Source organism: Ancylobacter sp. G4_0304, assembly GCF_047501495.1.
Classification (GTDB): domain Bacteria; phylum Pseudomonadota; class Alphaproteobacteria; order Rhizobiales; family Xanthobacteraceae; genus Ancylobacter.
In genome coordinates this window covers 141,657-160,689 of the sequence record NZ_JAZDRM010000005.1, presented here as the reverse complement: position 1 = coordinate 160,689, position 19,033 = coordinate 141,657, and the positions used below count along the sequence as shown (strand labels likewise).

Sequence of the window (19,033 nt, the reverse complement as noted above, 5' to 3'; positions counted from 1 at the left end):
CCCCGGCACCTGCCGATCCCGCCCCCGCTGATGCCGCCGCTACGCCGGCCCCTCAGGCCGATGCGTTCTCGGTCCGGGTATTCGGCTCGGCCAATGCCAATCTCAAGAGCCGGATGGAGGCGTTCGCGGGCGTGGTGAAGGCCGCCGGCTTCAAGGTCGAGGTCTCCAGCAACGACGTGTTCCAGCCGCTGGCGAATTCGATCTCGTTCCACGCCTCCGCCGCCGCCAAGGCCGAGGAACTGGCGCGCGCGCTGAAGGCGAAATACCCGAAGATCCAGTTCGAGATGAAGCTGAGCGAGGCGATCACCGACAGCATGCGCCGCATCATCATCGTCAACCTGACCGACGAGGCGCTGAACTGAGGCGGAAGGCGACGGCCGAGGGAATCAGCTCCACGCCACCGGCAGCGGCGCCTCGCGGAAGGCGAAGCGGTCGAGATGGTTCATCACCACCCCCTTCATGCGCTCCAGCGTCTCGGCGTCCGGCGCCTCGATCCGCACCGCCAGATGCGCCGAATCGGCGTCCATGGTTGCGACCGCGCCGGCCGGAAGTTCGACGCGGCCATGGAGTGGCGTGAACTCGACGGTGAGCTTGTGGCTCCAGTGCTTGCAGAGCTGCTGGAGGTAGCGGCTGGCATGTTCGGTGGGGATCAGGCCGCTGGCGGCGTGGGACATCGGGCGACTCCGGGCGGAAAATGATCTTGGGGCGACCACGCGGGCGCTAGCTCGGCGGCATCTCGTCCAGCGACGGCTCGGTGACGCCGAGCCGTGCCATGGGCGACATCAGCTCGACCCGGATGCCGGCAGGATCGTAAGCGACCTCCACATGCCCTCCGAAATCGGCGCTGAGCGCGCGCTCGATGAGGCGGGAGCCGAAACCCTTGCGTTGCGGCGGCCGCACCGGCGGCCCGCCCGATTCCTGCCAGTACAGGCGAAACGGCTCGTCCGTGCCGGCTGCCCCTTCCGACCAGCCGAGTTTCACCGCGCCCGAGGAGGTCGAGAACGCGCCGTATTTGACCGCGTTGGTCGCGAGCTCATGAAGGGCGAGCGAGAGGGCCAGCGACTGGCGGGCGGACAGGTGCAGCGGCGGCCCCTCGATGGTCAGGCGGCCGCCTGCCGCGTCACCTGCCGCGTGCGGACGCAGCGCCTCGTTCACCACATGATGGATCTGCGCCGCCTGCCATCGCGCGTTGAGCAGGATCGACTGCGCGCTGTCGAGCGCATGCAGCCGTCCGATCAGCATGTTGTGCGCGTCGTCCTTGGTGTCGGCGCTGCGGAACGTCTGGTTGGTAATGCCGACGATCATCGCCAGCATGTTCTTCATCCGGTGCTGGAGTTCCGAATTCACCAGTTCGACATTACGCAGCGCATCGACCTTGCCGGTCGTTTCGATCACTGTGTCCATCACGCCGCACACGCGGCCGAGCTCGTCATAGACCGGGCTGTAGCAGAAGGTGAAATTCGCCGGCTCGGGATAGCCGTTGCGTTCGATCACCAGAGGAAAATCCTCGATGAAGGTCGCCTGTCCCGCAAAGGCCCTGTCGAGGATCGGCGTGATCTCGTCGCGAACCTCCGACCAGATGTCGAGGAACGAACAGCCCAGCGTATTCGACTTCTTGCCGAGGATCGGCCGGAACGCATCATTGTAGATCGCCGTGCAGTCGGGACCCCAGACGAGGCATTTCGGGAAGGCCGAGTTGAGCATCATGTCGACCGTGATGCGCAAGGTGGGCGGCCAGCCCGCTATCGGGCCGAGCGGCGTCGCGCGCCAATCGAAGGACCGGACGGCCCGCGCCATATCACTGTCGCCATGGGGAAAGGCGACATCAGAGGCCGTCATTCAAGCACTACCTCTTTGCGATCGGCAACAACGATACGCCCTATATAGGGCGCCGCACGCATTTTGGGAGGTAGGATGGCAGCGCCGCATCCCTCGCGTCGCAGGCGTCAAAGCTTCGCTCGGGTGCCTGCCGCTGAATCTGGCTGGGGCGGGAGGATTCGAACCTCCGCATGGGGGAATCAAAATCCCCTGCCTTACCGCTTGGCGACGCCCCAGCAGACGCGGGAAGGCACAGCTCCGCGCGTGGGCGCGGACATAGCCACAGGAACGGCGCGCTTTCAACCATGATCACGCCGCGGCGCTCCGTCCACAGGCTGGGGAGAGGAGGCCGCCGATAGGCTCTTGCGGGTTTATACATCCCCATGTTAGAGGCTCGCGCCATGTCGGAGTGTAGCGCAGCCTGGTAGCGCACCTCGTTCGGGACGAGGGGGTCGCAGGTTCAAATCCTGCCACTCCGACCATCGCGGCCTTTGGGGTTTCCCGGACCCTGTTTCCACCTTCACAGTGAAGATCAGATCGGCCGCGCGCCCCCGAAGGGGCGCCGGGCCTCACGCCGGGCTGAACGTGCCGTCGGGGCGAAGCCGCTCCAAGACGCCGGTCGCGACCGCGAAATAGGCGCCATGCAGCACCAGCCTGCCGTCGTCGAGCCGCTCCTTCACCCAGGGAAAGGTTTCGAGGTTCTTCAGCGACAGCTTCACGCACAGATGCTCGACCACGCGGCGCTGCTCAACCGGATCGTCGCTGAGCTGGCGGGCGATGCCGCTCGCCGGGGACGCGATGTTGATCCAGTCCTGCAGGAAGTCCGGCGCCGCTTCGGGGGCGCCGTCCAGCAACGCCCGCGCGCCGCCGCACAGCGCGTGGCCCAGCACCACGATGCTTGAGACCTCAAGCACCCGCACCGCGAATTCGAGCGCCGCGCTGGTGCCGTGATGGGTGTGGTCCGGCGCGCTGTAGGGCGGCACCAGATTGGCGACGTTGCGCACCACGAACAATTCGCCCGGCCCGGCATCGAAAATCATGGTCGGGTCGACGCGGCTGTCGGAACAGGCGATGACCAGCGTCTGCGGGCTCTGCCCCTTCAGCGCCAGCTTCTCGAACAGCGCCTTGCGCTCCGGCCATGACGTGTTGCGGAACCGGCGGTAGCCATCGAGCAGATCGTCCATGCTTCCCTCATCGTGTCGAGCCGGCCGGGCGGGAGGCGCCTGCACGCCGCCATCCGGCCGCTTGCGCAGAATTGGCCCTGAGTGAGGCGGCTTTGCAAGACCCTGGCCGCTTCCCGGCCGCGCTTTGCGACAATCCGGCGACGGGCCGGGTAACTTGGCCGCACCTCGACGGCCGCCCGCTGCCGCGCTATTGCGGGCGCGATGGCAACACGGAAGGTCCGGCATGGCTGACGACGTCCTGTTCGAGCGCCGGTTCGAGGCCGTGCCCGGCGTGGTCGAGCCCGTGGCGGCGGGGGTGCGGCGCGTGCTGGCGCCCAATCCCGGCCCGTTCACCTTCACCGGCACCTGCAGCTACATCATCGGCACCGGCGAGGTCGCGATTCTCGATCCCGGCCCGGACGATCCGGCCCATGTCGCGGCGCTGCTGGCGGCGGTCGCGGGCGAGCGCGTCACCCACATCCTGCTGACCCATACCCATCGCGACCACACCGGCGCGCTGGCGGCGCTGCGCGCAGCAACGGGTGCCCCGGTCTATGCCGAGGGTCCGCACCGGGCGGCGCGGGCGCTGCATGACGGCGAGGTCAATACGCTCGACGCCTCAGCCGACCATGATTTCCGTCCTGATGTCACGCTGGCGGACGGTGCGCGCGTCGAGGGCGGCGACTGGAGCGTCACCGCGCTGGCGACGCCGGGGCACACCGCCAACCACATGGCCTTCGTCATGGAGGCGGCCGGCCTCATTCTGGTGGGCGACCATGTGATGGGCTGGTCCACCACCATCGTCGCCCCGCCCGACGGCTCGATGGCCGACTATATGCGCTCGCTGGAGAAGATGCGGGAGCGGCCGGAGATGCTGTACCTGCCCGGCCATGGCGGCGCGGTGCGCGACGGACCGGCCTTCGTCGAGCGCTTCATCCGCCACCGCCACGCCCGCGAGACCGCGATATTGCGCGCGCTGGAGCGCGGGCCGATGACCATCCCCGACATCGTGCGGGCAATCTATATCGGTCTCGACCCGCGGCTGAACAAGGCGGCGGGCCTGTCCACGCTCGCGCATCTGGAGGATCTGGTGGCGCGCGGCGCGGTGGTGACGGAGCCGCCCGTGATCTACGCCGGCACCTACGCGCTGGGCTGAGCGCCGTCAACGCCGGCGGCGGCCCTGCATCTCGGAGAGGTCGGCGAGCAGCGCGTCGATGCGGCGCGCATTGGAACCGAAATCGCGGTCGCTGTTGCGCGTCACCGAGCGCATGTCGACCCGCGTGCCCTGCGTGGTGCGGCGGATGCGGATCACCACGTCGTCGCGCAGGCCGAAGGGCAGGCCGCGCGTGGTGGCCTCGATCCGGCCCTCGCGCTGGGCGCCGCGCGGCGGGGCGGCGTCCACCACCGTCCACTTGCGGCGGGTCACCAGCGACAGGGCGGCGTTGTAGACCTCGTCCGGCGGGTTGTCGAAATCGATCGGCTTGATTTCGGGATAGGCGTCTTCCTGCTCGGCTGCCGCCGTCTCCCCGGGATAGGCCAGCGCGTTGGCGTGCCGCGAGCGGGCGGCGTTGAGCGTGACGAAGGCCGGCGGGTCCTCGGTATCGGTGGTGATGTCGTGCAGCGCCGGCATGCCCCGGCTCAGTCCCGCCAGCGTCGCTGTTGGGGCGATCAGCGCCAAGGCGAGCGCGGCGGCGGCGATGACCCGGCCGAGCCCGCGCAACCCCTCGTTCCAGATCACCACGAAGCCGGCCAGCGCCAGCAGTAGCGCTATGCCGGAGACCATGACCCCGGCGAGCACGGCATAGACCGCGCTGCGGAAATCCAGCGTGCCCAGCGCATAGAGCGCGATGGCGATCGCGGTCACCGGCAGGGCGAAAATCGCGGTGCGCAGGCTCCATACCGCGAGCCTCGACACACGCTCCTCGACATAAAGCCGCCTGCGGATCATCGCGTCCCCGTCTACACCGTCGCGAGCAGAAGGTCGGCGAGATCGTCGATCCCGTCCACCACCAGATCCGCCTCGCCGGCGAAGGCATCGATCGGCCCCGGCCCGCAGCGCACCAGAATGGCGATGGCGCCGGCGGCGCGGGCGGTGTCGAGATCGTGCTTCGTGTCGCCGACCAGCGCGATGGTGGAGGTCGGCAGGCCGGTGAGCCGGGCAAACGCCTCGACCATGCCGGGCTTCGGCTTGGCGCCATAACCCGAATCATAGCCATAGACCGCGCGCAGCATGCCACCGACGCCGAGCAGCTCGGCCTGGATGCGCCCGTTCTCCTCCGCGTCATTGGTGGCGATGCCGATCGGCAGGCCGGCGGCGTGGAAGCGGGCGAGCGCGCGGGCGGGATCGCCGATCGGGGTGAGGAAGCGCCGGCCCTCCTCGATGAACAGCCGGTCGATCTCGCCGAGGAAGGCTTCGTCCGGCTCGACGCCCAGTATCTGCGCCCAGAGCGGGCCGTAATCGCGCGAAGAGCCGGCGATCAGCGGCGAGCTTTGCAGGAACAGCCGCCGCTCGGGCAGATAGTGGCTGACCGCGTGCAGGCGCCGCAGCGCCGCCTCGTCCGGCCCCGGCGGCCGGTCCCCAGGTACGGTCGAAATCGACGAGAGTGCCGTCCTTGTCGAACAGAATGGCGCGTGGAGCGTTCAAGTCGGGTGAACCTGCGTGCGAAGACATGAGGAAGCGCCTGATATCATGAAAAACCACGGCCTCCCATGGCGCGACATGGCGCCGCGTTCGATCCGCTCCCCGCGTCGTCTGCCGGGGGTGTTCGTCTTGTGCGGGCTCGCCCTGCTGACGAGCGCTGCATGGACGGCGCCGGCCGATGCGCAGGACCTGAAATCCAGCATCGACGCCGCCGGGGCCTCAGTCGACCGCCAGCTCGGCGAATGGTTCGGCGTGGCGCCGCCCCGCGCGACCCGCAGCACGCGCAAGAACAGCCGGCAGGCCACGGCCCGGCCCGCCCAGGTGCCGCTGCCGCCGCGCCGGCCTGAGGAGGCACGCGCACAGGCCGCGTCCCCCGAGGCCGAAAAGCCCGCGCCTGCCGCCGTGTCGGCATCGGCCGAATCGGCGGACGTCAAACCTTCGGAGGCCGGGCGCGCCGACAGCCGGCCGGTCGAGCCAAAGCCGGCGACGCCCACGATCGTCACTGCGCCCGCTGTCCCTCCGGTACCCCCGGAAAGCGCACGGGCGGACAATCCGGCGCCCAACCTGCCCGCGCCCCTCGCGCCGGCGGAGCCCGCCCGCAAGAAGGCGCACGCAGTCCCGCTGCCCCCGAGCCGCCCCGCCGCCCCGGAAGAGGTGAAGGTTGCGGCCCTGCCGGCGCCCGGGTCGAGCGAGGAGCCGGCCGAGGCGCCGGTTCCGCCGCCCGTGCCGCAGAAGGCGCTGATTCCCACGATCTGCCCGGAACTCTCCAATGAAGACCTCGGCGCCTTTACCCCGCAGGATGTCACCACCACCCAGCTCGCCTGCACCGTGGACCGCGGCGTGACGCTGAGCGCGGTTCGGATGAAGGATGGCCGCATGGTGAAGCTGGAGCCTGCCGCGCTGCTGCGCTGCGAGATGGCGGCGGCGGTGGCGGTGTGGATCCGCGACGAGGTCGACCCGCTGGTCGCCACGCTCGGCTCAAAGCTCAAGAGCGTGAAGGTCGCAGGCTCGCAGCAGTGCCGCCCGCGCAACCGCGTGGCCGGCGCCAAGATCAGTGAGCACGGACGCGGCAACGCGCTCGATACTGGCGGCTATGTGCTGGAGGACGGTCGGCAGATCGAGATCGGCGGCAAGGGCGAGCATGCCATGCCGCGCGCCTTCCAGGAGAAGCTGAAGGCCAGTGCCTGTGCCGGCTTCACCACCATCCTCGGGCCCGGCTCCGACGGCTATCACGAAGAGCATCTGCACGTGGACCGGGCGTTCCGGCGCAGCGGCGCGGTGCTGTGCCAATGGGCGATCGCGCCGACGGACAAGGCGGGGGCCAAGCCTGCCGCCACGCCGAATGTGTCGCCTGACGCCAAAGCCGATACCAAGCCCGCGCCCGAACCGCCCCCGAAGCCCGCCCCGTGAAGATATGCCGCGCTCCGACCAAGGGCGCGCTTCCGGGACAGGCCGCCGCGCACTAGTGTGGCGACGGCTTATCCTCGGAGTACCGGCCCATGCTCAGCAATCTTCAGACTCGCGATGTCGAGACGCTCATCCACCCCTATACCAATCTCGTGGCGATCCGCGAGACCGGCCCGCTGATCCTTGAGCGCGGACAGGGCGTCTGGGTGCATGATGTCGACGGCAAGCCCTATCTGGAGGGCATGGCCGGCCTGTGGTGCACGGCGCTGGGCTACGGCAACGAGGAACTGGTCGAGGCCGCCGCCACCCAGATGCGCAAGCTGCCCTTCACCCACATTTTCGGCGGCAAGAGCCACGATCCGGCGATCGAGCTGGCGGAGAAGCTGAAGGAAATGGCCCCGGTGCCGATCTCCAAGGTGTTCTTCACCTGCTCGGGCTCGGAGGCCAACGACACCCAGATGAAGCTCGTCTGGTACATGAACAACGCGCTGGGCCGGCCGAACAAGAAGAAGATCATCGCCCGCATGCGCGGCTATCACGGCGTGACCATCGCCTCGGCCTCGCTGACCGGCCTCGCCGGCAATCACAACAGCTTCGACCTGCCGATCGCCGGCATTCGCCACACCACCTCGCCGCACCACTACCGCCTCGCCGAGCCGGGTGAGAGCGAGGAGGATTTCGCCACCCGCCTCGCCGCCGACCTGGAGGCGCTGATCCTCGCGGAAGGGCCGGAGACGGTCGCGGCCTTCATCGCCGAGCCGGTGATGGGCGCGGGCGGGGTGATCGTGCCGCCCAAGAGCTACTATCCCAAAATTCAGGCCGTGCTGAAGAAATACGACGTGTTCTTCATCGGCGACGAGGTGATCACCGGCTTCGGGCGGCTCGGCACCGCCTTCGGTTCGGAAGCGATGGAGATGCAGCCGGATTCGATCTCGGTCGCCAAGGCGCTGTCCTCGGCTTATCAGCCGATCGGCGCGGTGATGATCCCGGAAGCGATGTATCAGGCCGTCGCCAGCGAGAGCGCCGAGCGCGGCAATTTCGGCCACGGCTTCACCTATTCCGGCCATCCGGTGGCGGCGGCGGTGGCGCTGAAGACGCTGGAAATCTACGAGCGCGAGAACATCTTCGAGCGCGTGCGCGCGAAAATCCCGCAGTTCGAGGCCCGCTGCGCGGCGCTGGAGGATCACCCGCTGGTCGGCGAGGCGCGCCGCAAGGGGCTGGTCGCCGGCATCGAGATCGTCGCCGACAAGAAGACCAAGCGCCAGTTCGACCCCAAGCTGGGCCTTGCCGCCAAGGTGGTCGCCTTCGCGCAGGCCGAGGGGCTGATCGTGCGCAACGTGTTCGGCGATGCGGTGACGATCTGCCCGCCGCTGGTGATTTCGCCGGCCGAGATCGACGAATTGTTCGACCGCCTCACCCGCGCGCTCGACCGCACGCTGGACTGGGCGACCCAGCAGAACCTGCTGGCGGCCTGAGCCCGCTGCCGGCGCACGCCCGGCCCGGCCTGCGGGCCGGCCGGGAGGGAGCCTGCGGCTAGCGGGACCGCCCGTTTCGGACAAACAAAAAGGGCGCTGCCGAGGCAGCGCCCTTTTTTCATTGTCAGGTGCGAGCCGCGCGGCTCAGAGCACCACGACCTCGGCGCCCTGCGGCACGCGGGAATACAGGTCGATCACGTCCTCGTTCAGCATGCGGATGCAGCCCGAGGAAATCGCCTGGCCGATATATTCCGGCTGGTTGGTGCCGTGAATGCGGAACAGCGTGTCCTTGTTGCCCTGGTAGAGATAGAGCGCGCGGGCACCCATCGGGTTGTGCGGGCCGGGGCCGACGAAGTCCGGCACGCCGGCGATGCGCTGCTTGATCTCGGGGGTGGGTGTCCAGGTGGGCCATTCCGCCTTGCGGCCGACCTTGGCCTCGCCGCGGAACGCCAGACCCTCTTCGCCGACGGTAACACCGTAGCGGATGGCCTTGCCGTTGTTCTCGACGAGATAGAGATACTTCTTGTCGGTATCGACGACGATGGTGCCCGGCTTCTGCGTGCCGGCGTAATCGACGATGGAGCGCTGGTAGATCTCCAGCGGCTGCACCTTCTGATACGGCGCGTTGGCAAGCAGCTTCTTGTCGCGGGGAGTCAAGGAAGCCTCAGGGGCCGGCGCACGCTGCACATTGCTGCACGCCCCAAGTAAAAGCGCCAGGACGACCGCCCCAACCCCACGAAAACGCATTTTTGATTCTCCGAATCATGTCCGGCGCCACCGCAAGCGGCCGCCGCTGTCCCTTGTTCGATTAACTGAACTGGGGTCGGTCTTGAAGGGGCCACATCGTCGCCACGTGTTTGTCGCCTCAAGATGTTGCCAAAAAACATCAGCCGTAAGGGAAGCAGCGCAAGAAGAGCCGGCTATGCGGAATCGTTCGAGATAGGCCTTATCGAACACTCCAAAATTGCTTATTTTTGTCGCAGTTGCCGTTCAATTCATCACTTGTTGGCTCAAGACGGCGACAAACGGGAGTAAAGGACATGACGACCGAGGAGACCGGGGAGATCGAGCCCCGTAGCGAGCGCTGGGAACGCTCGCAGCAGAGCGCTCACTGGCGCGACATCGGCATTTCCGCGGTTGCGGCCGCGGCGCGTTATTCCACCGGCAAGACGTCGACCGCCGACGCGCCGGCCAAGCAGACCTCTCTCAGCGACGAGACTCCGCCCAAGGTGGTAACCCTTCGGGACATCGAATTCTTCGTGGCCTGAGCCGGCGATCCCCGCCTGACCGGCGGAGCACCCCCCAGACAAGCGATCCTGCGAGAGCGACGCCCCTTCGGGCGGCGGGAGCCTCTTTGCGGCCGGACGGCACGGAGGCTGGAGCCTTCCCCGGTCAGATGGACCCATCTGACCGACGAGGAAGGGCTCTGGCCATCCGCGCGCCATCCGGCGTAAACCGGAACGATGCCCGCGCGTTACCGCTTCGGTGCGCGCGGCGCATCGGCATGGCCGGCGCGGTCGGAACGAGGTGGGAATGATCACGGCTTATTGCCCGCGGGGCGGCGCGCTGGAGCGCGTCAGCCTCGGCCCGGACGGCGCGCTGCCCGAGGATGCGGTGTGGATCGACCTGTTCGAGCCCGCGCCCGGCGAGGACCAGCGCGTCGAGGCGGCGCTCGGCATCTCCATCCCCACCCATGAGGAGATGGTGGAGATCGAGCCCTCCAGCCGCCTGCGCATCGAGGGCGGGGCCAGCTACATGACCGGCTCGGTGGTCTGCAGCAGCGAGACCGATCACCCCTTCCTCTCCGAGGTAAGCTTCATCCTCGCCGGCGGCCGGCTGACCACGGTGCGCTACGCCCAGTCGCGCCCGTTCAGCATGACCGAGAGCCGGCTGGCGAAGGCCTGCCCCCAGGGCTATTCCGGCGAGCAGCTCATGCTGGAGCTGCTCGACGCCATCGTCGACCGCGCCGCCGACATCATCGAGCGCCTCTCCGCCGAGATCGAAGGCGTGTCCCGGCGCGTGTTCGAGCGCGAGGAGGCGAGCACCGGCGGCAGCCAGCATTACCGCATCCTGCTGCGCATGATCGGCGCGCGCGCGGCGCTCGCCTCGCAGGTGCGCGAAAGTCTCGTCTCCATGGGCCGGCTCGCCACCTTCCTCGCGGCCGAGAACGGCATGCGCCATTTTTCCAAGGACCAGCGGGCGCTCATCAAGAGCCAGCAGCGCGACATCGCCTCGCTCAACGACCATGTGAGCTATCTCGGCGACAAGGTGACCTTCCTGCTCGACGCCACGCTCGGCATGGTGTCGATCGAGCAGAACAACATCATCAAGATTTTCGCCGTGCTCTCGGTGGTGCTGATGCCGCCCACCCTGATCGCCTCGGTCTACGGCATGAACTTCGCGAACATGCCGGAACTGAACGAGAGCTGGGGCTACCCGGCCGCGCTCGTCGCCATGGTGGTGGCGGCGATCGTCCCCTACCTGCTGTTCAAGTGGAAGCGCTGGCTCTGAGTGCTCCCGCGCCAGTGGAAGCGCTGGCTCTGAGTGCTCCCGCGCCAGTTGAAGCGCTGGCTCTGAGCGCTCCCGCGCTCAGACGTGCTGGCCGCCATTGATGTGGATTTCCGCGCCGTTCAGATAGGACGAGGTCTCGGTGCACAGCACATAGATGATCTTGGCCACCTCGTCGGGCGTGCCGAGCCGCTGCATCGGGATCTGCTCGACGATCTTCTCCGTGCCCGGCGACAGGATCGAGGTGTCGATCTCGCCCGGCGCGATGGCGTTGACCCGCACGCCGAGCCGGCCGAAATCCGCCGCCATCTCCCGCGTCAGCCCGGCCAGCGCCGACTTCGAGGTGGCATAGGCCGCGCCCGCGAACGGGTGCACCCGCGAGCCGGCGATCGAGGTCACGTTCACCACCGCGCCATGGGTGCGCTTCAGCTCCTCCAGCAGGCCGCGCGCCAGCAAGACAGGGGCGAAGAAGTTCACCTGGAACACGCGGTGCCAGGTCTCCTCCGGCGTGTCGATGGTGCTCAGCCGCGCGCCGCCCGCGCCCTTGGGCGAGATGCCGGCATTGTTCACCAGCGCGTGCAGCTCGCCATTGGGCAGGCGGCTCTTGATCTCCTCGATCGCGCGCACCGTGTCAGCCGAATCGGCGAGGTCGACCTGGATATGGTCTTCCGGCCCCATCTCCCACGGGCAGTTCTCGGGGAAGGCATGGCGCGAGCAGGTGATGACGCGCCAGCCGGCGGCGGAGAACCGCTTCACGGTGGCATGGCCGATCCCGCGCGAGGCGCCGGTCAGCAGCATGACGCGGCGAGGCTGGTTGGTGCCCTTGTTCATGGTGTCCATTTCGCTCACGGGTAAAGGCGGGTCTTGGTCCAGGACGTGCCGTCGGGCTCGCGCCGGAATACGATGCGGTCATGCAGGCGGAACTGGCCGTTCTGCCAGAACTCGATCTGCACCGGGCGGATGCGGAAGCCGGTCCAGAAATCGGGGCGCGGCACGGCGCCGAGCCCGAACTTGGCGGTATAGCTTGCCACCGACGCCTCCAGCGCGAAACGCCCTTCCAGCGGGCGGGACTGCCGGCTGGCCCAGGCGCCGATCTGCGAGAGTCTCGGGCGCGTCGCGTAATAGGCATCGGCCTCAGCGTCGCTGACCTGCTCGACCGGTCCGCGTACCCGGACCTGCCGGCGCAGCGACTTCCAGTGGAACACCGCGGCGGCCTTCGGATTGGCCAGAACTTCCTGGCCCTTGGCGCTGCCGACATTGGTGAAGAACACGAAGCCGCGCTCGTCGCGGGCGTTCAAGAGCACCATCCGCACGTCCGGCAGGCCGTCGGAATCGACGGTGGCCAGCGCCATGGCGTTGGGATCGTTGATCTCGCTCGCCTTCGCCTCGCCCAACCATTCCTCGAACAGGCGGAACGGTTCGGCGGCGGCGGTAAAATCACCGGATTTTAACTGTTCCTGCGCTTCCATGGCGACTTCTTCAGTGGCTGGACCACACCCATGTGCAATTCCCAAGGGCTGCGATCGAGGACGGGGGCGGGCGGTGCGACGCACGGTTCCCCATATAAGCCCGCCTTGCGGCAAACGCCATTGGCGCTCGCGGCGCTCGGGCTTGGCCTTTTGGCGGCCGGCTGCTCGGCCGTACCGCCGCTCGACGTCGTGACCACCGGCTCGATTTCCAAGCCCCGCGCCGCCGCCTATGAGAGCGAGCCGGTGCCCGCCGGCGTGGCGCCGGACGACTGGACCGCCGCGCGTGTCGCCCTCGCCGAGGCGTTCCGTGAGGATTCCACCGCGCCGAGCGTGCCGTGGGAGAACTTCGCCACCGCCACGCGCGGCACCGTGACCCCGCTTGGCCCGCCTCAGGCCAAGGCTGGAGGCTGCCGCGAGTTCCTGATGAGCTTCGTGCGCAGCGCCGGGGAGGACTGGCTGCAGGGCGAAGTGTGCCGCACCCAGCGCGGCTGGTGGCAGGTCAAGGAAGCCCGGCTGCTGGAACGCAGCTGAAAATGCGCACGAACGCTGTCAGTATCCGTCCGGCGTCCGTTGCATCCGCGCAACACCCTTCCCACATGGGAGGCGTGAGCCCGGAACCGCCGGACGAGATGTCGAAGCATGCGTGATCCTTATGAAATCCTCGGCGTTCAGCGCAGCGCCGACCCCGCCGAAATCAAGCGCGCCTATCGCAAGCTTGCGAAGAAACTGCACCCGGACGCCAACAAGGACGATCCGAAGGCGCAGGAGAAATTCGCCGAGCTGAACGGCGCGCACGAAATCCTGTCCGATCCCGAGAAGCGCGGCCAGTTCGACCGCGGCGAGATCGACGGCGAGGGCAAGCCGCGCGGCTTCGAGGGCTATCCCGGCGGCGGCTTCGGCGGGCAGGGCGCCGGCTTCGGGCGCGGCGGCTTCCGCCAGGCTGGCGACGAGAGCATCTTCGAGAGCTTCTCCTTCGGCCCGGAAGGCATGCGCCGCTCCGGCCATGGCCCGCACGATGCCGGCGGCTTCGACGACGTGATCTCCGACATTCTCGGCGGGCTTGGTGGCGGCGGGCGCGGCCGGGGGCGCGGGCGGGCCCAGACCCCGCGCGGCGCCGATATTGAGATGTCGGTGCCGGTTCCGCTCGACAAGGTGGTCGAGGGCGGCCCGGTGACGGTGGCGCTGCCAAGCGGACGCGTGGTGGAGGTGAAGATCCCCGCCGGCGTGGCGGAAGGCCACCGCATGCGGCTCAAGGGGCAGGGCGAGCCCAGCGCCTTTGGCGGCGCGCCGGGGGACGCCTATGTCGTGGTCGCCTATGCCCCGCACCGCGATTTCCGCGTCGAGGGCAGCGACCTGCGCGCCGATGTCGGCCTGCCGCTGGCGACCGCCGTCACCGGCGGCAAGCTGCGCGTGCCCACGCTCGGCGGCCATGCCGAACTCAGCGTGCCGGCCTGGACCAATTCCGGCCGCACCTTCCGCCTGCGCGGCAAGGGGCTGCCCAAGGCCGAGGGCGGCCGTGGCGATCTGCTCGCGACCGTGCGCATCCTGCTTCCCGAGACGCCGGACGCGGAGCTGGAGGCCCTGATGCGGAAGCGGTAGGAGCCCGGCGCGTGACAAGCGCCGCGACACTGACATCTTCCGTGATCCCGCAATGCACGCCGCTCGCTTGAGAGGTTCATGCCGCTGTGCGATAGGAACCTTTGACCGCCGTCGAGGCGGCGATTGTGACGGAGCTTGAGGTTGGGTCAGGGCATGACAGCGGGCGGATTGATGAGTGGCAAGCGCGGCCTGGTGATGGGAGTGGCCAATAACCGCTCCATCGCCTGGGGCATTGCCAAGGCTGTCCGCGCGCAGGGGGCGGAGCTCGCCTTCACCTATCAGGGCGAACCGCTCAGGAAGCGGGTCGAGCCGCTCGCCAACGAACTCGACGCCAAGATCGTCGGCCATTGCGACGTGACCGATCCGGCGACCATCGACGCCGTGTTCGCCGAGACCGAGCGCCAGCTCGGCGGCCTCGACTTTCTTGTCCACGCCATCGCCTTCTCCGACAAGGCCGAGCTGGACGGACGCTATGTCGACACCACGGCGGAGAATTTCAGCAAGACCATGCTGATTTCCTGCTACAGCTTTACCGCCGTCGCCCAGCGCGCCGAGAAGCTGATGACCAATGGCGGCTCGATGCTGACCCTCACCTATTACGGCGCCGAGAAGTGGATGCCGCACTACAACGTCATGGGCGTCGCCAAGGCGGCGCTGGAGGCGAGCGTGCGCTACATGGCGGCCGATCTCGGCCCCAAGAACATCCGCGTCAACGCGATCTCCGCCGGGCCGATCAAGACGCTGGCCGCCTCCGGCATCGGCGATTTCCGCTACATCCTGAAGTGGAACGAGCTGAACGCGCCGCTGCGCCGGACCGTGACCATCGACGAGGTGGGCAATACCGGCATGTACCTGCTGTCCGATCTCGGACAGGCGGTCACCGGCGAAATCCACCATGTCGATGCCGGCTACCACATCGTCGGCATGAAGAATCCCGAAGCCCCCGATCTCACGCTGGAACGTGACTGACGTCCCGCGAGTGCCCGAATTGAGCGGAGTATCGTGCCGATGACCAAGCGTGCGGGTCTCCTGTCGAGACGCCTTCCGATCGCGGCCCTGGCCGCGGCCGCCCTGCTGGCCGGCGCCGCCGGTCCGGCCGGCGCGCAGATGCCCTCGATCACCATCGGGCCGCCCCCGGGCAGCGGGCTCCCCGGCAACACCACCCCCGGCAGTCCCGACCAGGACAGCGGCACCCCGCCGAGCTTCCAGCAATATTCGATCTGGAACCGTGTGTTCGGCACGGGCGGCGCGGTGTTCCCCGGTTATGTCAGCCCGCCCACCAACAACCGGCGCGGCAACACCTCCTACATGACCGGCGGCGGCGTCGGCCGGCTGGTGTTCGCGGCCGGGTCGGTGGACCGGCTGTGCCAGTGGGGCCAGGTGCCGACGCTTCAGGTGCTGTCGCCGCCGCCGGGCGCAAGCTTCACCACCGACATCGGCAATTTTACCGCCACCGGCATCAATGCCGGCACCACGCAATGCGTCGGCCGCCATGTGCGCGGGGCGCGGCTGTTCTATGCCGGTCAGGGTGCCGCCGCCGGCACCAGCATCCGGGTGCGCATCTCCTATCCGCCGCCGGGCCGCTCCTATACGCAGACCGTGGTCATTCCCGCGCAATGACCACGCGCCGTATCTTTCTGGTCCGCCACGGCGAAACCGACTGGAACCTCGCCGGCCGGCTTCAGGGCGGGCAGGACATTCCGCTCAACGATCTCGGCCGCGAGCAGGCGGCCGACACCGCGCGGGTGATCGACCGCCTGAGCCGGGGCGCGCTGCCGTCGGTTTATGTGGCGAGCCCGCTGTCGCGCGCCGCGCAGACCATGCAGATCCTGCGCGCCGAGCTCGGCCTGCCGCCGGACGATTTCCGCCGCGAGCCCCGGCTCAAGGAAATCAATTTCGGCCGCTGGGAGGGCCATAGCTGGCCGGAGCTGCGCCGCCGCGATCCGGCGACGCTGGCGCTGCGCGACGCCGATCCCTGGAATTACGTGCCCCCCGGCGGGGAGAGCTACGTCATGCTGTGCGAGCGGGTGAAGGCCGCGCTCGCCGCGCTCGACCAGGACGCGGTGGTGGTGAGCCATGGCGGGGTGGTGCGGGCCATCCTCCATCTGCTGGCCGGCATGCCGCCGGACGACGCGGTGGAGCTGCCGGTACGCCAGGGCGCGGTCTATCTGATCGAGAACGGGGCCTTCGAGCTCAGCATGGCCTGACGGGGACGAACGGCCGGGTGGCCGGGACGAGGTGACGCGACGATGGCTGACCGACTGATCGAGGCCGCGCAGGCTGAGAACTCCCGCCCGATCTGGTGCGTGACCCCGCAGAACTGGCGCGCGGCCGCGCAGGAGCTTCCCGCCTCCGCGCTCGCCTTCGCCGATGCCTCGGGCTTCCGCGCCGAGCCGGGTGGGTTGATCGTGCTGCCCGGGCCGGACGGGTCCATTGCCGGTGTGCTGTTCGGCGTCGAGGAGGCCCCGCGCGATCCGCTCGCCTTCGGCAAGCTCGCCACCGCGCTGCCGGCGGGCGATTATCACCTTGCCTTGCCGCCGGCCAATCCGCGCCTCGCCGTTCTCGGGTTCCTGCTCGGCAGCTATCGTTTCGAGCGCTACCGCACGCGCTCGGGCAGCCGGCCGCGCCTGGTAGTGCCGGCCGGTGTCGATGCCGGCTATCTCACCCGCACCGCCGATGCCGTGGCGCTGGCCCGCGACCTGATCAACACCCCCGCCAACGATCTCGGCCCGGCGGAAATCGAGCATGCCGTGCGCGAACTTGCCGCCCGTCATGGCGCGAGCGTTGTGGTCACGGTTGGCGACGACCTGCTCGCCGCCAATTTTCCCCTCGTCCATGCCGTGGGCCGGGCCAGCCCGCGCGCGCCGCGCCTGATCGACATGAGCTGGGGCGACCCGGCGGCGCCCAAGGTGACGCTGGTCGGCAAGGGCGTCGCCTTCGACACGGGCGGGCTCGACATCAAGCCGGCCAGCGGCATGCTGATCATGAAGAAGGACATGGGCGGGGCGGCTAATGCCATCGCGCTTGCCGAGATGGTCATGGCGCGCAAGCTGCCGGTGCGGCTGCGCCTCATCGTCGCCGCGGTCGAGAACGCGATCGACGGCAACGCCTTCCGCCCCGGCGACATCTTCCCCTCGCGCAAGGGACTGACCGTCGAGATCGGTAATACCGATGCCGAGGGTCGTCTCATCCTCGCCGACGCGCTGGCGCTGGCCGACGAGGAGGCGCCCGAGCTGCTGGTCGACTTCGCCACGCTGACCGGCGCCGCCCGCGTGGCGCTCGGCCCGCAATTGCCGCCGGCCTTCACCGACGACGACACGCTCGCCGCCGACCTCGCCCGTCACGCGGCGGCCGAGTCCGACCCGCTGTGGCGCCTGCCGCTGTGGCAACCTTATATGTCGATGCTCGACAGCCCGATCGCCGATCTCAACAACGCGCCCGGCTCTGGCTTCGCCGGCGCCGTCACCGCCGCGCTGTTCCTGCAGCGCTTCGTGACGCGGGCGACATCGTGGCTGCATCTCGACGTCTATGGCTGGAACCCGTCCTCGCGCCCGGCGCGGCCGGAAGGCGGCGAGGCCCAGACCATCCGCGCACTCGACGCGCTGCTGGCGGAACGCTACGGCTGAACGGGCCGCCCGCTCGCCGCAGTGCGTGCGTTAACCATTTTGTAGCCCGGGTGCGGTCATAGTCGGACCAATTCGTCACCGTAACGATTACGGCTCCAACCGGGTGCGGGCCCATGGCCGTCGAGATGCGCGCGTCACAGGCGTTGCGGCTGCTGCACGAGCTGTCGCTCGCGCAGGTGCGCGACGACGCGCCCGACCTGTCGCCGCGCCAGCTCGCCATCCTGCTCAGCGTCTATCTGGAAGCGCCCCCGCACACGGTGCGCGGCCTCGCCGCCCGGCTCGGCGTGACCAAGCCGGTGATCACCCGCGCGCTCGACACGATGGGTCAGCTCGGGCTGGTCTCGCGCCGGCGCGACGAGGCCGACCGGCGAAATGTCATCATTCAGCGTACGGTGGAGGGCGCGCTCTATCTGGAGCGGCTCGGCGATCTCGTGGTCGCCACCGCCCGCAGCCTGCCCCGGTGAGTTTCCCTCATGACCTTTGATCCCCGCCTGACCCCGGCCCGCCCGGACCTTGCCGCCGCGCATCTGAAAGGCATCGTCGATGCCGCGCGCTTCGTGGACGGCGTGCGCCATCGCGTGGTGTTTGCCGAGGCCCCCGTCACCCGCGAGCCGGCGCCCGATGCGCCGCTCACCACGCAGGCGCTGCATGGCGAGACGGTGATGGTCTATGAGACCACCATCGAGGGCTGGGCCTGGGGCCAGCTGGAGGCCGACGGCTATGTCGGCTGGATGCCCTCCGAGGCCCTTGGACCCGTTGCCGGCCCGCCGACCCACAAGGTGGCGGCGCTGCGCACGCCAGTGTTTCCCGGCCCGAGCATCAAGCTGCCGCCGCGCGCGCTTTTGTCCTTCGCCAGCCACGTGAGAATCGTGCGGGCCGAGGGCAAGTTCCTGGTCACCGACGAGGGCGGCTACCTCTTCGCCCGGCATCTGGTGCCGGTCGAGACGCGCGAGGACGATTATGTCGAGGTCGCCGCGCGCTTCCTCGGCGCCGCCTATCTGTGGGGCGGGCGCTCCAGCCTCGGGCTGGACTGCTCCGGCCTGGTGCAGGTCGCGCTGCAGGCGACCGGCAGGGACTGCCCGCGCGATAGCGACATGCAGGAAAGCGCGCTCGGCACAGCGCTCGACTTTGCCGGCGACATCACGCGGCTGCGGCGTGGTGACCTGGTGTTCTGGCCCGGCCATGTCGCCATCATCGAGGATGGCGGCACGCTCTTGCATGCCACGGCGCATTTCATGTCGGTGGTGCGCGAGCCGCTGCGCTCGGCGCTGGTGCGCATCGAGGCGACCAGCGCGCCGGTGCGCAGCATCCGCCGGCTGGGCTGAGC

General features: G+C 68.8%; 22 protein-coding genes and 2 tRNA genes. 15 read left to right on the top strand and 9 right to left on the bottom strand.

Going from position 1 to position 19,033, the window contains the following annotated elements; genetic code table 11:
• Positions 1–362: hypothetical protein (locus VRZ77_RS04775; RefSeq protein ID WP_414591512.1), on the top strand; the 362-nt coding region annotated here is incomplete at its 5' end.
• A gap of 24 nt (positions 363–386) precedes the next feature.
• On the opposite strand, the gene VRZ77_RS04770 is transcribed toward VRZ77_RS04775, so the two are convergent.
• The 3 genes from VRZ77_RS04770 to VRZ77_RS04760 all read right to left on the bottom strand — a co-directional run bounded on the left by VRZ77_RS04770 (position 387) and on the right by VRZ77_RS04760 (position 2,054).
• Entirely contained in the window at positions 387–674 is a 288-nt protein-coding gene (locus VRZ77_RS04770; RefSeq protein ID WP_414591511.1) for a DUF2218 domain-containing protein, read from the bottom strand.
• A 46-nt stretch (positions 675–720) separates the two neighbouring features.
• Entirely contained in the window at positions 721–1,839 is a 1,119-nt protein-coding gene (locus VRZ77_RS04765; protein ID WP_414591510.1) for a sensor histidine kinase, read from the bottom strand.
• Between the two features lie 140 nt (positions 1,840–1,979).
• Positions 1,980–2,054, bottom strand: a tRNA-Gln gene (locus VRZ77_RS04760).
• Positions 2,055–2,223: 169 nt separating this feature from the next.
• On the opposite strand from VRZ77_RS04760, the gene VRZ77_RS04755 reads away from it, so the two are divergent.
• Positions 2,224–2,300: transfer RNA gene (locus VRZ77_RS04755), tRNA-Pro, on the top strand.
• Between the two features lie 87 nt (positions 2,301–2,387).
• Here VRZ77_RS04755 and VRZ77_RS04750 read toward each other — a convergent pair.
• Positions 2,388–3,002 (bottom strand): carbonic anhydrase, encoded by a 615-nt coding sequence (locus VRZ77_RS04750; RefSeq protein ID WP_414591509.1) that lies wholly within the window; start codon positions 3,000–3,002, stop codon positions 2,388–2,390.
• Between the two features lie 223 nt (positions 3,003–3,225).
• Here VRZ77_RS04750 and VRZ77_RS04745 point away from each other — a divergent pair, with 223 nt between their 5' ends.
• On the top strand, positions 3,226–4,137 hold the full coding sequence (locus tag VRZ77_RS04745; protein ID WP_414591508.1) for an MBL fold metallo-hydrolase: 912 nt from the start codon (positions 3,226–3,228) through the stop codon (positions 4,135–4,137).
• 6 nt (positions 4,138–4,143) lie between these two features.
• Here VRZ77_RS04745 and VRZ77_RS04740 read toward each other — a convergent pair whose 3' ends face one another.
• Together VRZ77_RS04740 and VRZ77_RS04735 are read right to left on the bottom strand one after the other, a co-directional pair.
• Positions 4,144–4,929 carry a DUF1499 domain-containing protein gene (locus VRZ77_RS04740; protein ID WP_414591507.1) on the bottom strand — a complete coding sequence of 262 codons (786 nt, stop codon included), beginning with the start codon at positions 4,927–4,929 and terminating at the stop codon, positions 4,144–4,146.
• An 11-nt stretch (positions 4,930–4,940) separates the two neighbouring features.
• Complete coding sequence (locus VRZ77_RS04735; protein ID WP_414591522.1) at positions 4,941–5,363, bottom strand: HAD family hydrolase; 423 nt, start codon at positions 5,361–5,363, stop codon at positions 4,941–4,943.
• 307 nt (positions 5,364–5,670) lie between these two features.
• Between VRZ77_RS04735 and VRZ77_RS04730 the strand changes: the two genes are divergently transcribed.
• Together VRZ77_RS04730 and VRZ77_RS04725 are read left to right on the top strand one after the other, a co-directional pair.
• A complete protein-coding gene (locus VRZ77_RS04730; RefSeq protein ID WP_414591506.1) occupies positions 5,671–7,032 on the top strand; it encodes an extensin family protein in 1,362 nt (453 codons plus the stop codon).
• An 89-nt stretch (positions 7,033–7,121) separates the two neighbouring features.
• Positions 7,122–8,504, top strand: a complete 1,383-nt coding sequence (locus VRZ77_RS04725) for an aminotransferase (RefSeq protein ID WP_414591505.1) — start codon at positions 7,122–7,124, stop codon at positions 8,502–8,504.
• Positions 8,505–8,648: 144 nt separating this feature from the next.
• Here the strand turns inward: VRZ77_RS04725 and VRZ77_RS04720 are convergent, their stop codons facing one another.
• Positions 8,649–9,251, bottom strand: coding sequence for a L,D-transpeptidase (locus VRZ77_RS04720; RefSeq protein WP_414591504.1), 603 nt, complete (start codon positions 9,249–9,251; stop codon positions 8,649–8,651).
• Positions 9,252–9,544: 293 nt separating this feature from the next.
• Here VRZ77_RS04720 and VRZ77_RS04715 point away from each other — a divergent pair, with 293 nt between their 5' ends.
• Positions 9,545–9,772 (top strand): hypothetical protein, encoded by a 228-nt coding sequence (locus tag VRZ77_RS04715; protein WP_414591503.1) that lies wholly within the window; start codon positions 9,545–9,547, stop codon positions 9,770–9,772.
• A 265-nt stretch (positions 9,773–10,037) separates the two neighbouring features.
• The gene (locus VRZ77_RS04710) at positions 10,038–11,015 is read left to right on the top strand and encodes a magnesium transporter CorA family protein (RefSeq protein ID WP_414591502.1); all 978 of its coding nucleotides are present in this window, start codon (positions 10,038–10,040) and stop codon (positions 11,013–11,015) included.
• Between the two features lie 78 nt (positions 11,016–11,093).
• Here VRZ77_RS04710 and VRZ77_RS04705 read toward each other — a convergent pair whose 3' ends face one another.
• Together VRZ77_RS04705 and pdxH are read right to left on the bottom strand one after the other, a co-directional pair.
• On the bottom strand, positions 11,094–11,843 hold the full coding sequence (locus tag VRZ77_RS04705; RefSeq protein WP_414591521.1) for an SDR family NAD(P)-dependent oxidoreductase: 750 nt from the start codon (positions 11,841–11,843) through the stop codon (positions 11,094–11,096).
• A 14-nt stretch (positions 11,844–11,857) separates the two neighbouring features.
• Complete coding sequence (pdxH, locus tag VRZ77_RS04700) at positions 11,858–12,481, bottom strand: pyridoxamine 5'-phosphate oxidase (protein WP_414591501.1); 624 nt, start codon at positions 12,479–12,481, stop codon at positions 11,858–11,860.
• Positions 12,482–12,601: 120 nt separating this feature from the next.
• Between pdxH and VRZ77_RS04695 the strand changes: the two genes are divergently transcribed.
• The 8 genes from VRZ77_RS04695 to VRZ77_RS04660 all read left to right on the top strand — a co-directional run bounded on the left by VRZ77_RS04695 (position 12,602) and on the right by VRZ77_RS04660 (position 19,031).
• Positions 12,602–13,012, top strand: a complete 411-nt coding sequence (locus tag VRZ77_RS04695; RefSeq protein WP_414591500.1) for an RT0821/Lpp0805 family surface protein — start codon at positions 12,602–12,604, stop codon at positions 13,010–13,012.
• Between the two features lie 108 nt (positions 13,013–13,120).
• Entirely contained in the window at positions 13,121–14,080 is a 960-nt protein-coding gene (locus tag VRZ77_RS04690) for a DnaJ C-terminal domain-containing protein (protein ID WP_414591499.1), read from the top strand.
• 171 nt (positions 14,081–14,251) lie between these two features.
• Positions 14,252–15,049 carry an enoyl-ACP reductase FabI gene (fabI, locus tag VRZ77_RS04685; RefSeq protein WP_414591498.1) on the top strand — a complete coding sequence of 266 codons (798 nt, stop codon included), beginning with the start codon at positions 14,252–14,254 and terminating at the stop codon, positions 15,047–15,049.
• A 39-nt stretch (positions 15,050–15,088) separates the two neighbouring features.
• The gene (locus tag VRZ77_RS04680; protein ID WP_414591497.1) at positions 15,089–15,700 is read left to right on the top strand and encodes a hypothetical protein; all 612 of its coding nucleotides are present in this window, start codon (positions 15,089–15,091) and stop codon (positions 15,698–15,700) included.
• Positions 15,697–16,287: a histidine phosphatase family protein gene (locus VRZ77_RS04675; protein WP_414591496.1), complete on the top strand. Its 591-nt coding sequence runs from the start codon at positions 15,697–15,699 to the stop codon at positions 16,285–16,287. Before VRZ77_RS04680 ends, VRZ77_RS04675 begins: the two co-directional genes overlap by 4 nt.
• 42 nt (positions 16,288–16,329) lie before the next feature.
• Positions 16,330–17,706, top strand: coding sequence for a leucyl aminopeptidase family protein (locus tag VRZ77_RS04670; RefSeq protein WP_414591495.1), 1,377 nt, complete (start codon positions 16,330–16,332; stop codon positions 17,704–17,706).
• A 113-nt stretch (positions 17,707–17,819) separates the two neighbouring features.
• Positions 17,820–18,170 carry a MarR family transcriptional regulator gene (locus VRZ77_RS04665; protein ID WP_241621413.1) on the top strand — a complete coding sequence of 117 codons (351 nt, stop codon included), beginning with the start codon at positions 17,820–17,822 and terminating at the stop codon, positions 18,168–18,170.
• Between the two features lie 9 nt (positions 18,171–18,179).
• Positions 18,180–19,031 (top strand): C40 family peptidase, encoded by an 852-nt coding sequence (locus VRZ77_RS04660; protein WP_414591494.1) that lies wholly within the window; start codon positions 18,180–18,182, stop codon positions 19,029–19,031.
• The last annotated feature ends 2 nt before the right edge of the window (positions 19,032–19,033 follow it).

Excerpts from the sequence above, each read along its gene's own strand:
- VRZ77_RS04770 (WP_414591511.1), bottom strand. The coding sequence starts at position 674 with ATGTCCCACGCCGCCAGCGGCCTGATCCCCACCGAACATGCCAGCCGC.
- VRZ77_RS04765 (WP_414591510.1), bottom strand. The coding sequence starts at position 1,839 with ATGACGGCCTCTGATGTCGCCTTTCCCCATGGCGACAGTGATATGGCG.
- VRZ77_RS04750 (WP_414591509.1), bottom strand. The coding sequence starts at position 3,002 with ATGGACGATCTGCTCGATGGCTACCGCCGGTTCCGCAACACGTCATGG.
- VRZ77_RS04745 (WP_414591508.1), top strand. The coding sequence starts at position 3,226 with ATGGCTGACGACGTCCTGTTCGAGCGCCGGTTCGAGGCCGTGCCCGGC.
- VRZ77_RS04740 (WP_414591507.1), bottom strand. The coding sequence starts at position 4,929 with ATGATCCGCAGGCGGCTTTATGTCGAGGAGCGTGTGTCGAGGCTCGCG.
- VRZ77_RS04730 (WP_414591506.1), top strand. The coding sequence starts at position 5,671 with ATGAAAAACCACGGCCTCCCATGGCGCGACATGGCGCCGCGTTCGATC.
- VRZ77_RS04725 (WP_414591505.1), top strand. The coding sequence starts at position 7,122 with ATGCTCAGCAATCTTCAGACTCGCGATGTCGAGACGCTCATCCACCCC.
- VRZ77_RS04720 (WP_414591504.1), bottom strand. The coding sequence starts at position 9,251 with ATGCGTTTTCGTGGGGTTGGGGCGGTCGTCCTGGCGCTTTTACTTGGG.
- VRZ77_RS04715 (WP_414591503.1), top strand. The coding sequence starts at position 9,545 with ATGACGACCGAGGAGACCGGGGAGATCGAGCCCCGTAGCGAGCGCTGG.
- VRZ77_RS04710 (WP_414591502.1), top strand. The coding sequence starts at position 10,038 with ATGATCACGGCTTATTGCCCGCGGGGCGGCGCGCTGGAGCGCGTCAGC.
- VRZ77_RS04705 (WP_414591521.1), bottom strand. The coding sequence starts at position 11,843 with ATGAACAAGGGCACCAACCAGCCTCGCCGCGTCATGCTGCTGACCGGC.
- pdxH (WP_414591501.1), bottom strand. The coding sequence starts at position 12,481 with ATGGAAGCGCAGGAACAGTTAAAATCCGGTGATTTTACCGCCGCCGCC.
- VRZ77_RS04690 (WP_414591499.1), top strand. The coding sequence starts at position 13,121 with ATGCGTGATCCTTATGAAATCCTCGGCGTTCAGCGCAGCGCCGACCCC.
- fabI (WP_414591498.1), top strand. The coding sequence starts at position 14,252 with ATGAGTGGCAAGCGCGGCCTGGTGATGGGAGTGGCCAATAACCGCTCC.
- VRZ77_RS04680 (WP_414591497.1), top strand. The coding sequence starts at position 15,089 with ATGACCAAGCGTGCGGGTCTCCTGTCGAGACGCCTTCCGATCGCGGCC.
- VRZ77_RS04675 (WP_414591496.1), top strand. The coding sequence starts at position 15,697 with ATGACCACGCGCCGTATCTTTCTGGTCCGCCACGGCGAAACCGACTGG.
- VRZ77_RS04670 (WP_414591495.1), top strand. The coding sequence starts at position 16,330 with ATGGCTGACCGACTGATCGAGGCCGCGCAGGCTGAGAACTCCCGCCCG.
- VRZ77_RS04665 (WP_241621413.1), top strand. The coding sequence starts at position 17,820 with ATGGCCGTCGAGATGCGCGCGTCACAGGCGTTGCGGCTGCTGCACGAG.
- VRZ77_RS04660 (WP_414591494.1), top strand. The coding sequence starts at position 18,180 with ATGACCTTTGATCCCCGCCTGACCCCGGCCCGCCCGGACCTTGCCGCC.